Genomic DNA, 12501 nt, shown 5'->3' with positions numbered 1-12501 from the left:
GTGATAAGTGAACCACTCATTTATCATTACGATTTAGAGATATTATGCCTGTAGATTATGTAGAAAAGATCAGGTTTTTTACTAAGCGCGTGTTAATTTTTCGTATAAATCATGAAGATGTGTATTTTTCAGTGGCATATTGTGCACCTTGAAGATATGCCACAACGCATCGAATTTACTTTTTGCCGTCTTTTTGCTGGATAGGTGTGACTTCACTGTCTGATAAGTCATCCTCATCAAGGTCATCTTCATTGGAGGGCGATAAAATTGCAGCGAGATTGACGTTGCCCCAAACAATCAGCTCGGCAGGACGAACTCTGGCACGATTGACATGGACTTTGCTCAGCGTTTCAATAATGCTGGCTTTTTTACCCAGCCAGCGGTTTAGGTCAAGATAAAGCAAGTCATCTTTCACTTTGACCACTTCAAAGTGTTCTAATATTTTACCGAGTGGATCTTCTTCACGAAATTTTTGGTAGTACCAGATCGCGACATAAAAGCCCCACTTCTGCAAGATATTTTTGAATTTGGCTTCAATCACTTGCGTGTTACTGATTTGCTCGAATACCATTAGCTGGACATTTTGATTCATTTCCATTTGAATCAACTTCAAATCGACCGAAAGCGTGGTATGCAAACCTTTCACATCTAAAGTGGTATATAAACGTAACCAGCCATCATATAGATCGGCATGCAGGTCTTGCATAATGCCAACATTTTCGGTGACATAACGCTCCATGGTCGCATTTACAAAAACTTGGGAAAGTGAAAATTCTCTTTCTTCTTCGATGAATTCTTCTGCTTTTTGGTAAACTTTACGTAGACGTTTAGCAACGGATGAAATTAGCGTTTGCATAAAAGTTGTTCCAGAAAGTGAATTGATGAGCCATGTAATGCCGCAATCGTTGTATTCACTAAAAAATAAAAAATAAATTTCTGACTTGCAGTGTAGCAAAATTAATTGCTACATTTTCATAAAATGATGGTATGGAAACACTGTAACCATAAGTGGATCACATTTTTGTAAAAAATTGAATATTAGTTGGGTTTTGTACGGTGCTACCGTTGGGGATGGGACATTCTTTGTCGCTTAAATACCATGTGGAATAAAATAAATTTTCGTTCAGAATTGTCTCCTTCTTGGTGGCAAGATCCCATTTTTATTGGGGCGGTGCTGTTAGCGATGCTAATGCATGCTGCTGTGCTTGCCATCCAATTTACCATGCCATCGCCATCTGATACATCAACCAAAGAAATTGCAGTAACCGTTCGTCCGAGCCAAGAAAAAGTCAAAGAGGCTGATTTTTTAGCACAAGCCGATCAACACGGTTCTGGTGACTTTCGCGAAGCGCATCGGATGTCGAGTGATATGCCTACGCCGATGCAAGCCGATGCGACTGCGGGTGAGAAAGAGTTAGAAAGTCTGGAAAAAATTCAGCAAAAACGAGAATTAAAATTTGAAGAAAAAGTGTTGATGACGGTTTTAAGCTGGCAAAAACAAGCAGAACAGAGTGAACGTAAAAAGACCTTGGATGATTTACAAAGTCAGTTTCAAGCTAAAGCGGCCATGGTCGCGAGCTTGGAAGCTCAATATTTACAACGCCAACAGAATTTTAGCCGTAAACAGCGCATTAAAACCGTCGATGGCATTCAAGCCAAGCAAGATGCATCCGCCGCTTATCTGGATAAATTCCGTCAAAAAGTCGAACTTTATGGCAACCGTTACTATCCAGATGAGGCGAAACAGCAGCACTTGGCAGGTGAGGTTCGTTTGATGGTGATTCTCAATGCTGAAGGGGGTATTCGGGCCATTCGTTTAATTGAAAGCTCGGGTCATGCAATTTTAGATGAGGCGGCAAAGGCTTCTGTGCGTCGTGGTGCACCCTTTGGTCCATTTGATGCGGCCATGAAAAAAGATATTTCTGAGTTGAGGATTATTCGGACCTGGCGTTTTGATCCTGTGGATGCTGAGTTTGAAGTGCATTAATAGCATTCTTGAAGGGTGATGTAGCATAGAGCATTTGGTCTTTCTTCGACTTTGAGAAATAAAAAAACGGCTAGATTTAGCCGTTTTTTATTTAATGTGTGGATAAGTTTGCGTTTATTCACAAGCCATTTTGACTTGAATAAGCACGTTCAACTGTGCAGATTTCGACACTAAAATCCTGATACCATTTTTCTTTACCTAAGCGCTGAGCAACCAGATGTTCTGCATCGCGTTGCCACTGCTTGATATCTTCAAGACTGTTCCAGTAAGACAACGCAATTTCAAAGCCATTTTCATTACAGGCTTCAAACTTGATACAGTGGTACTCACTCAGAGCCTTATTTCTCAACTTCTGAGCCATGTCTGAGTAAGTTGCATCAAGCTGTTTGATGGTGGCTTTAAAAATAACGATATACATAGAAGCCTAAATTAGTTTTCATCGGCTTGGTAAGGATTGGCAATGCCGAGTTTTTTTAGAATTTCAATTTCTAAAGCTTCCATTTCTTCTGCTTCAGCTTCACTGGTTTCATGATCATAACCGAGTAAATGTAAAATGCCATGAACCAGTAGATGAGTGAAATGATCACTTGGTATTTTTTGTTGTTCTGCAGCTTCTTGTAAAACCACAGGAATACAAATGACCAAGTCACCTAAAGGCTCTGCATCGAGTAAGCTGAGCATTTCCTCCGGAATATCACTAGGGAAAGACAGTACATTGGTCGGTTTATCTTTTTCGCGATATTGCAGATTGAGCTCATGGCTTTCAGCTAGATCAACACAGGCAATTCCAATTTCACAATTGACATCAAAACCGACGTGACGCAGTGCAGTTTCAATATTTTTTTTGATTTGACCACGTTTGAGTGGCAATTCAGCAGCTTGAAAGTCTTGTTGAAGACTTAAATTGATTTTCAAAGTAGATCCTTAGATATAAATGACATCTACATTCTTAGATTGAATCTAAAAATGTAGATAAAGATCACGGTGGAATCCTGCCACATGCTTATCCATGTTTGGGATAAGCCTTCGGCGTGACCTACTTTTGTTTTGGCAAAAGTAGGTAAAACCTGATTTTACATGATTATAAGGTCAGATCCGCATCCTTCCTTCACAGCATAGCTGTTCATCTTGCGCTCAGACAAAGCATCGCTTAGTTTATCTTCGCTCAGGTTGCGAATGACGGTTCCGAGTATCGAATTAGGTCAATATTGTTTAATACTGAGCATCCGCTTTCTCATCATTTTCTGCGATCAGCGCTTCTTGTTTGGCTTTGCGTTCGGCACGGGCTTCAGCAGACAGGCGTTGCTGTTCACTGTCCCAACCTTCGTAAGCTTCAACAATTTTTTGTACCAATTGATGTCGAACTACATCACGTGAATGGAAACGGGTGATATGAATCTCATGGACATTTTCAAGGACACGTAATGCTTGTGCTAAACCTGATTGTTGCCCACGCGGTAAGTCAACCTGCGTCACGTCACCCGTAATCACGGCACGTGAACCAAAACCTAAACGGGTCAGGAACATTTTCATCTGTTCAGGAGTGGTGTTTTGTGCTTCATCTAAAATGACAAATGAGTGGTTCAGGGTACGTCCGCGCATGTAGGCGAGTGGAGCAACCTCAATCACTTGACGTTCAATCAGTTTGGCGACTTTTTCAAAGCCCAGCATTTCATACAGCGCATCGTAAAGCGGGCGTAAGTAGGGGTCAATTTTCTGGGTAAGATCACCAGGTAAGAAACCGAGCTTTTCACCCGCCTCAACAGCTGGACGAACCAGTAAGATCCGCTGAATTTCATTGCGTTCCAGCATATCAACCGCAGCAGCAACCGCCAGATAAGTTTTACCTGTCCCGGCTGGGCCAATACCGAAGGAAATATCGCTTTGTAAAATACGTTGTACATAGCGTTTTTGATTGGCACCGCGTGGATTAATTCGCCCTTTGCGGGTCTGTAACCAAACGCTATCGACACCAGTATGCTCCTGATCTGAATCATCCATCAGTTCACGATCTGTCTGTGAACCTTGGATCATCAAATGAATCACATCGGCACTAATTTGTGAGGAAATTTCTGATTCTTGATAGAGCCGTTGCAATAGTGCTTCGGCTCTTTCGACCGCTTCTATATCACCATCGAGATAAAAGGCATCGCCACGGTGAGTAATTTTGACATCTAAACGTTGTTCGATTTGTTTTAAATGCCCGTTATACGCACCGAGCATGCTTTTCAAACGTTCCAATTGAATCTCAGGGAACGTTACTGTACGTCGAATCGCTGCAGTCAAGATAAACCCTTTTTGTTGCTCTGTAGGAATACCCTTACATTACGCCACGTCAGGTTCAAGATTCAAGAGTTCTCCGTAAACTAAATTTAAAGTTTTAATTTCCGTGATCTCAATCTCTGCGAAACGCCCAATCCACGCGGCATCACCGATAAATGTCACTAAACGTGTATTGTCTGCTGTACCAATTAAAACATTTGGATCTTTATCAGAAACCTTTTCAATCAGCACACGCTCAATTTTACCGAGCATGGCATCTGTTTTATCGATACTAGAGCGTTTAATCACTTCCTGTACTTGAGCCAAACGATCTTTTTTCACTTGCTCAGGCGTGCTGTCTGGTAAGTCAGAAGCTGGCGTACCTGGCCGCTTAGAATAGACAAAACTATAAGAGTGGTCGAAATCTAAATCTTTAATGAACTGTAAGGTTTCAGCAAAATGTGCATCTGTTTCACCTGGGAAACCGATAATGAAATCGCTGGATAAATGCATATCCGGACGGACTTTACGTAACTTGGCAATTTTATCGATATAGACATCAATGGTGTGGTTACGTTTCATCGCTTGAAGTACGTCATTTGAACCACTTTGTACCGGCAGATGTAAATGAGAAACCATCTGTGGTAAATCACGATAGCATTGGATCAGCTCATCAGAGAACTCAAGTGGATGAGAAGTGGTATAGCGTAGACGACCAATCCCTGGAATTTCTGCAACGAGGCGCAATAATTCAGGGAAGGTACAAATTTCACCCTCAAAGGTTTCGCCACGATAACCATTTACATTTTGACCCAGTAAGCTGATTTCACGCACGCCTTTTTCAGCCAAGCCAGCGATTTCTGCCAACACATCATCCAATGGACGAGACACTTCTTCGCCACGGGTATAAGGAACTACGCAGAATGAACAGTACTTCGAGCAACCTTCCATGATGGAAACGAATGCCTTGAAGCCTTCGACACGTGGTTCTGGCAAAAAGTCGAACTTTTCAATATCGGGGAAAGAAATATCAACCAATTTGATTTTTTCTTTCTTTGGTTTTTCCACTTGTGCCTGGTGTTGATCCAGCATTTGAGGTAAACGATGCAGGGTTTGTGGACCAAATACCATATCCACATAAGGGGCACGTTTTTGAATGTTGTCACCTTCTTGAGAAGCAACACATCCTCCCACGCCGATCACGAGGTCGGGATTCTGTTCTTTCAATTTGCGCCAGCGGCCTAGGCCACTGAATACTTTCTCTTGTGCTTTTTCACGAATTGAGCAGGTATTCATCAGCAGAATGTCTGCTTCATTTGGATTGTCAGTCAGCACATAGCCATGTGAATCACCCAATAAATCTGCCATACGATGACTGTCATACTCATTCATCTGACACCCTTGAGTTTCAATAAACAATTTCTTGATTGAAACATCAGCGGTGTGCATTGGCTGGGTAACAGTGTTTTCTGAAGCAGCTTTTACAGCACTGGGAATGAATGTTTGAACCGTCATGCAGGCTCCTAAACAGGGTGGATTTAAATAAACGGCGGATTATAGCAGTATTTTAAACGGAACGGAGAGAATAAAAAACTGACAAAAATGGACAGTTTGTGAATAAAATTGTGTGAATTTTAATGAATATGAATCAGTAATTTACATAACACAACAATAGTGGAAGGCGAGACTTATTACACTATAATGGCTGGGCAAAATTAGGCATAGATATTGATGAAGATGAAAAAGCAGCGTGATTTTAGAACAACCCTAACTCATAAATTGAATAACAAGAAGAGCTTCCGTTGTTTTATTGCAGTGGGGGGAGTGATCGCCTGCTCGTCTGTCTATGCTTTAGATGAACAATTTAATGATGCATTGCGTGCTGCTAATGCCAATAATACGGCATTGCTCGATCAATACCAATTTGAAATGCAAAATGATGTTTTAGGTTACTACCCTGAATATTGGAAACTCAATACCAATCTGGGTTTTCAACCTGCATCTTCAATTATTAGCTATGCGCAGCGCTATCCACAATCGGCGATGGCAGAAAAACTCTCTGCGGATTATGTCGAAGAAAAAGTCAAACTTGGTAGCTTTGCTGATGCCAAGCCTGTACTGAGTTATGTCACCAATCCAGACCAAGAAGAAAGTTGTGCTGTTGCGCAAGTCCGTGCCAAAACAGGCGATAGTCTGGTTTTTGCTGAATATAAAGACGTTTGGCTTACCACTAATTCTCAGCCTGAAGCGTGTAATGGTTTAGGTCGCTTGATGTTGTCTAGTCCTTTAATGACTACTCAAGATCGTCAACAAAGACTTTGGGGACAACTACGAGCAGGGCAATCAGGCCCTGCGATTGCCACTGCTCAAACCATGGGTTTGAACCTTTCTTTGGCACAGTTCAATCAAATTCAAGCCAATCCATTGGGTTATTTGTGGAGTGCACCGAAATCAAATGATGCCGATTATGCCTATTTGATTTTTGCTTTAGGCCGTGTTGCAGATAGCGATTTAACCAATGCTTTGGGCAATGTACAGCGTGCTGCTCAAGGTGTGCCGCAGCCAGTCCAGCAATATTTGTATCGTACCATTGGTTATGTTGGTGGTACTACCGTAATGAAAAATGGCTTTAATCGTGAAGTCCTAAATGCCTACGACCAAAGTTATGGTTATCCATTAAGTCCAGAAGAAGCAGAAATTTATGCACGTCAGGCGATTCGCTTTGGCGCTTGGGAAAGTTTGATTCGTGCGATTGATGCCATGTCAGTCACGCAAAAGCAGGAAGATCGTTGGCAGTATTGGTTAGCACGTGCATCGGAGCAACGTTCTGACGGTGGGTCAAAACAGGCAGCGCAACAGATCTATCGCAAACTGGCACAGGGTGGCGATGATTACCATAACCTGTTGGCAAAAGACCGCTTAGGTGAGCGCTATAATCATCAGCCATATAACGAACAACCAAGTACGCAAGATACACAGCGTTTAAATCAAAATATTCATTTTAGACGTGCATTTGCCCTTAGAGATGTGAATGCACCTGCGAACTATACCAACCGTGAATGGAACTGGGCAGTGCGTCAAGCGTATTTGCAACACGACGATGGTCTGCTTTTAGCCGCTGCAAAACGTGCGCATGATATGGGTTGGTATGATCGTGCCATTTATGCCGCTGATCGTACCACATCGCGGCATAATGACACCTATCGTTTTGCCACACCGCATCGTAGCAATGTGACTAGCCATAGTTACAATGCCGGTATTGATCCAGCATGGGCCTATGGTTTAATGCGCCAAGAAAGCCGTTTTGTCACTTCTGCACGTTCTCATGTTGGGGCAGGAGGTTTAATGCAGATTATGCCGAACACTGCCAAACTGATAGCAAGACAAATGGGTGAAACTTATAACCCGGCAGCCTTGAGTGAGATGAATACCAATATTCGTTATGGCACCTATTATCTTTCAATGATTCAAAGTCAGTTGAGCGGTAATGCGGTATTGGCAACAGCAGGTTATAACGCGGGCCCAAATCGTGCACGTCGCTGGCAACCTGATGCCCAGAATATGGCAGCGGATCAATACACAGAAACCATTCCATTACTGGAAACACGTGACTATGTAAAACATGTCATGACCAATGCTACCCATTATGGTGTGGTATTAGGGCAAGGTGCACAATCGTTGGAAAAACGCATGAGCACGATTCCGGTACGCAGTGGGCCTTAAGACACAGCCAGATGTTTAAGTGAAACAATGAAGTTTTTGCATTTGATGAAATCAATCCAGTTACTCAAAACGCAGTTGATGAGCGTGGCACAGATATTAAGCTGTGCTGCAATCTTCTCTTTTACTGCGCCATCGCACGCTGCGAGTAATCCTGATGTTGCTGGTTATGTCATGCATGTACAAATGACACCGGCAGCATGCTCTTTTGACTCGTCAAGACAAAAGCAACGTAAATGTCTGGAAGGTTATTCACTGACCATTGCCAGCCTATTGCCTGAAGTACCTTTAAACCGGGATTGCTCAACGAAAACCTCGGCCAAGTTATCACCGTTGCAGGCAAAAGTAGTTGCACGTGTCATGCCTGATGAAAATGCGCGCATACAGTTATGGCAAGATGTGGGTGGTTGTATGCCGATGAATGCCAGCCAATATTTTCGAACCATTATTAATTTTGCAGAACGTTTGAAAATACCGGCAGATTTGACCAGCCCCAATACGATTGAAGTACAGAAAGAAAATCTTAGACAGCAATTTGTCAAATTGAATCCTTCATTACCACCGAATGGAATTCGCTTTACTTGTCAGTCATCGAGATTTGATTCGGTCTTGACCGAAATTCGGGTGTGTTATCAGAAAAATGGTCAATATAAACAATGCGCAAGCCATATTGTAACAGGCTGTCCAAGTGAATTTACAATTAAAGGCAGTTACTAGGTATTTACCTAGTTTGATTTGTATTTTCTATTAGACTTTCGTTGAAATTCATTCTCTTTTACATGCATCTGTATTCGCTTTAGAGTACAATCTTTGCCGTTTATGATAATTCGATTGAATAATAATAGCGTTCAATCGTGCAAACGCATCTCATTGGAGAATATCACATGAAGCAACCCGTTCGTGTTGCCGTTACAGGCGCTGCTGGTCAAATTGGTTATAGCTTATTATTCCGTATCGCAAGCGGTGAAATGTTAGGCAAAGATCAACCAGTAATTTTACAATTGCTTGAAGTTCCTTTTGAGAAAGCTCAACAAGCGCTTAAAGGCGTGATGATGGAACTTGATGACTGTGCTTTCCCATTATTGGCAGGCATGATCGGGACTGATGATCCTAAAGTTGCATTCAAAGATGCTGACTACGCGTTATTGGTTGGTTCTCGCCCACGTGGTCCAGGTATGGAACGTGCGGACTTGTTAAAAGTGAATGGCGAAATCTTTATCGGTCAAGGCCAAGCACTCAATGAAGTTGCAAGTCGTGACGTTAAAGTATTGGTTGTTGGTAACCCGGCAAACACCAATGCATACATCGCAATGAAATCTGCTCCAGATCTTCCAGCGAAAAACTTTACTGCAATGTTACGTCTTGACCACAACCGTGCTTTGACTCAACTTGCTCAAAAAGCTGGTGTGGCAGTTTCTGACATCGAAAACATGACTGTTTGGGGTAACCACTCTCCAACAATGTATGCGGACTACCGTTTTGCAACTGCAAATGGCGTAAGCTTAAAAGACAAAATCAACGATGCAGCATGGAACAAAGATGTGTTCCTTCCAACTGTTGGTAAACGTGGTGCTGCGATCATCGAAGCGCGTGGTTTGTCTTCAGCGGCTTCAGCTGCAAATGCTGCAATCGATCATATGCGTGATTGGGCGTTGGGCACTAACGGCAAATGGGTAACCATGGGTATTCCATCTGATGGTTCTTATGGTATTCCAGAAGGCGTAATGTTCGGTTTCCCAGTGACGACTGAAAACGGTGAATACAAAATCGTTCAAGGCTTAGAAATTGATGAGTTCAGCCGTGAGCGTATCAACTTCACGCTGAATGAGCTTGAAGAAGAACGTGCAGCAATTGCTGACATGGTTAAATAATTTATCTTTTGGATAAATTGAAAAGCACTCTCGATGAGAGTGCTTTTTTTATGCTGGTTAAAACAAAAAACAACAAGAAAATATGGACCTAGCGCTGCATACCTAGGTGATTTACTGTTAGATTATTTTGATAAAGGACATCACTTGGAGAATAACAATGTTTGAACAGCAACCGACACTTGAGCTTTTATTTGAGCAACTCGGGCTTGGAGCAGATGAGGCAGCAATCGAAAACTTTGTGAGAACTCATCAACTGAGTGCCGACCAAAAGTTGCATGAAGCTGAATTTTGGAGTGTGGGGCAGCGTGATTTTCTCAAGAGTCATTGGGATAAAGATGATGAGTGGGCGATTGTGATTGATGAACTGAATCAGCAACTCCATGTGGACAGTACCCGATAATTGATTCGCCCAAGCAAAAATAAAGCTCACATTAGTGAGCTTTATTTTGAATGAGGGTTTTAAACCAGTCTTCCTGACGAAGTTGAATAAACGCAGGATGAAGCTGTAGTAACTCCAGATCGTGGTCTAGGCAAGATGTATATTTCTTTAACCAGTGGCGAGTTAATGCTTGTTCCTGTTTGGTTGCAGAGGCATAAGCCAAAAAGAAATAGACATCCAAATGCTCATGGTGCGCCAAAGGCTTTAAAATTTGCTGAGTGATCAGCGCAAAACGCTGTTCCTTGGTCAGCTCGAAATAAATCATATAGGCTTTGGCTAAATATAACGACAGATTTAAATATAAGCTTAACGGCATTTCATCATATTCGATGCGCGCCTGTTCAAGCAGCACAATTGCTTCTTGTAAGAAATGCAGTTGTTCCTGACGAACATGACTGAGCATGACCAATTGTAAACGCAGGTCTGCACGTTCTAAAGCAAGTTCAGGTGTATTGCCCTCTAAAAAGCGTTGGTCAGTTTCACCAATTCGAGCAATCACTTGTTTAGTTTCATTCGACATGTATTGATCCAAAATCGTCAGTTATGCGAGGTATATAAGGCTGTTTTTAGCAATTTAAAGGCTGAAATATCAATACAGCCTAGTTATTCCAGATTGAACTGCCACTACGTAACCACGCGGTGATTGACAGGCGTTGCTGTTTGGAAAGCAACACTTCGTGTAAAACATCACTTTGAAAAATAGCCAGACGATTGGGTTGTGGCTGGATAATATGCCATTGATCCTGCTTATCTTGTAAGCGTAATTGCCCACCCCATTCCTCTTGCCAGCATTCATGTAAATAGAACACGGTGGAAATCATTCGGTCATTTTTCTGCTGTGGATTATCTCGATGCAAAGCATAAAACTCACCTGCGTTATAACAGGCAAAATGGGCCTCAACTTCTTGAATACCTAAATAGAAGGCCTGATTCAAGGCTTGCGATAAGTGTTCTAAAGTTTGTAAATGCTGCTGTGCAATGGGGAGTTGCTCATTAATCCATAAAATGTGATCACTGCGGATATGGCTGACTACGCCATTTTGTATCCCTGCTGCTCTGAATTCGGCAAGATGAGCGCTACATTCATGTGCAAGTGCATGTACGTATTCATCTGAATACACTTGATCAATCAAGGCAAAACCAAATTCATTTAAATCATTCAGGACGTGGTCCAAATTCCAAGACTGAAGATTGAATGCTTGGGGAAAAGAGGTTGCTTGCATGGCACTCCAGTGGCATCGGTTTGATTACAGGACAATTTTAGACGATCACATCAACGCTAAAGAATACTTTTTTCTTTCATGTTAAACTACCCGCTGAATTGAGGAATAATTGTTAACATGAATTACCGTCACCATTTCCATGCGGGTAACTTTGCCGATGTTATGAAGCATGTACTTTTGCTTCAACTACTCGCTCGTTTAAATGCTAAAGATAAACCTTATCGATATATCGATACCCATGGTGGTGCAGGTAAATATGATTTATCTACGTCTGAAGCACAAAAATCAGGTGAATTTTTAACGGGTATCCATCGTTTGGTCAAGCTTGACGATTCGATTAAACGCAATGCGCCTGAAGGTGTAAAACAATATCTTAAAATTGTTGAAGATATGCGAGCAGGTTCGGGTAAAGGTGCTTATCCAGGTTCACCTTGGTTTGCTCTTGAAGGCATGCGTGAGATGGATAAAGCGACTATATTTGAAATGCAGCGTGATGTATTTCAACAGCTGTATTTTAATATTCGCGATAAACGTGCGGGCTTACATGAACGTGATTTTTATGAAGGTCTGATGGGCGTTATTCCGCCTAAAGAAAAGCGCGGATTGGTCATGATCGACCCTCCTTACGAAATCGAGCGTAAAGATTTCCCACAATTGGTTGAAATACTCCAGGCTGCACATAAAAAATGGCCAACGGGTGTATTTGCCGTATGGTATCCAATTAAAGATCGCGCGATGATTGAGCGTTTTGAAAAGAAAATGCTTAAAACTGGAATTCGCCGTCAGTTGATTTGTGAAATTTGTGTATGGCCAGATGACACGCCAGTTGGATTAAATGGTTGTGGTTTATTGGTAATTAACCCGCCTTGGAAATTCTCGGAAGATGCGGATCAAGCATTACAATGGTTATTTCCACATCTACGTATGAATGAAACTGGTGGACATGCCGCTGTGCGTTGGTTGGTGGGTGAATAACCCATCAACATCCAAATATTCTCG

General features: G+C 42.1%; 13 protein-coding genes. 6 read left to right on the top strand and 7 right to left on the bottom strand.

Annotated features, from left to right (window positions below; genetic code table 11):
• Nucleotides 1–175 precede the first annotated feature (175 nt).
• Nucleotides 176–856 carry a hypothetical protein gene (locus F895_RS13415; protein WP_005239832.1) on the bottom strand — a complete coding sequence of 227 codons (681 nt, stop codon included), beginning with the start codon at nt 854–856 and terminating at the stop codon, nt 176–178.
• A gap of 243 nt (nt 857–1099) precedes the next feature.
• Here F895_RS13415 and F895_RS13420 point away from each other — a divergent pair, with 243 nt between their 5' ends.
• Entirely contained in the window at nt 1100–1987 is an 888-nt protein-coding gene (locus tag F895_RS13420; protein ID WP_005239830.1) for an energy transducer TonB, read from the top strand.
• A 118-nt stretch (nt 1988–2105) separates the two neighbouring features.
• Here F895_RS13420 and F895_RS13425 read toward each other — a convergent pair whose 3' ends face one another.
• The 4 genes from F895_RS13425 to miaB form a co-directional block, all read right to left on the bottom strand.
• Nucleotides 2106–2405 carry an antibiotic biosynthesis monooxygenase family protein gene (locus F895_RS13425; RefSeq protein WP_005239829.1) on the bottom strand — a complete coding sequence of 100 codons (300 nt, stop codon included), beginning with the start codon at nt 2403–2405 and terminating at the stop codon, nt 2106–2108.
• 11 nt (nt 2406–2416) lie between these two features.
• Nucleotides 2417–2902 (bottom strand): rRNA maturation RNase YbeY, encoded by a 486-nt coding sequence (gene ybeY / locus F895_RS13430; RefSeq protein WP_005239828.1) that lies wholly within the window; start codon nt 2900–2902, stop codon nt 2417–2419.
• 297 nt (nt 2903–3199) lie between these two features.
• Nucleotides 3200–4273 (bottom strand): PhoH family protein, encoded by a 1074-nt coding sequence (locus F895_RS13435; protein WP_005239827.1) that lies wholly within the window; start codon nt 4271–4273, stop codon nt 3200–3202.
• Between the two features lie 39 nt (nt 4274–4312).
• The gene (gene miaB, locus F895_RS13440) at nt 4313–5764 is read right to left on the bottom strand and encodes a tRNA (N6-isopentenyl adenosine(37)-C2)-methylthiotransferase MiaB (RefSeq protein WP_005239826.1); all 1452 of its coding nucleotides are present in this window, start codon (nt 5762–5764) and stop codon (nt 4313–4315) included.
• Nucleotides 5765–5980: 216 nt separating this feature from the next.
• Here miaB and F895_RS13445 point away from each other — a divergent pair, with 216 nt between their 5' ends.
• From F895_RS13445 to F895_RS13460, 4 genes are all read left to right on the top strand, one after another.
• Nucleotides 5981–7972, top strand: coding sequence for a lytic transglycosylase domain-containing protein (locus F895_RS13445; RefSeq protein WP_005239825.1), 1992 nt, complete (start codon nt 5981–5983; stop codon nt 7970–7972).
• A 45-nt stretch (nt 7973–8017) separates the two neighbouring features.
• On the top strand, nt 8018–8686 hold the full coding sequence (locus tag F895_RS13450) for a ribonuclease T2 family protein (RefSeq protein WP_005239824.1): 669 nt from the start codon (nt 8018–8020) through the stop codon (nt 8684–8686).
• Between the two features lie 167 nt (nt 8687–8853).
• Entirely contained in the window at nt 8854–9840 is a 987-nt protein-coding gene (locus F895_RS13455) for a malate dehydrogenase (RefSeq protein WP_005226708.1), read from the top strand.
• Between the two features lie 157 nt (nt 9841–9997).
• A complete protein-coding gene (locus tag F895_RS13460) occupies nt 9998–10240 on the top strand; it encodes a DUF2789 family protein (protein ID WP_005239821.1) in 243 nt (80 codons plus the stop codon).
• Between the two features lie 31 nt (nt 10241–10271).
• Here the strand turns inward: F895_RS13460 and F895_RS13465 are convergent, their stop codons facing one another.
• The gene (locus tag F895_RS13465) at nt 10272–10799 is read right to left on the bottom strand and encodes a hypothetical protein (RefSeq protein ID WP_005239819.1); all 528 of its coding nucleotides are present in this window, start codon (nt 10797–10799) and stop codon (nt 10272–10274) included.
• 79 nt (nt 10800–10878) lie between these two features.
• The gene (locus F895_RS13470) at nt 10879–11502 is read right to left on the bottom strand and encodes a 2OG-Fe(II) oxygenase (protein ID WP_005239817.1); all 624 of its coding nucleotides are present in this window, start codon (nt 11500–11502) and stop codon (nt 10879–10881) included.
• 117 nt (nt 11503–11619) lie between these two features.
• Between F895_RS13470 and F895_RS13475 the strand changes: the two genes are divergently transcribed.
• A complete protein-coding gene (locus tag F895_RS13475; protein ID WP_005239816.1) occupies nt 11620–12477 on the top strand; it encodes a 23S rRNA (adenine(2030)-N(6))-methyltransferase RlmJ in 858 nt (285 codons plus the stop codon).
• Nucleotides 12478–12501: the final 24 nt, after the last annotated feature.

Origin of the sequence: Acinetobacter sp. CIP 64.2 (genome assembly GCF_000369645.1) — a bacterium.
In the GTDB taxonomy this organism is placed as follows: Bacteria; Pseudomonadota; Gammaproteobacteria; order Pseudomonadales; family Moraxellaceae; genus Acinetobacter.
This window is presented reverse-complemented; position numbering and strand designations above follow the sequence as displayed.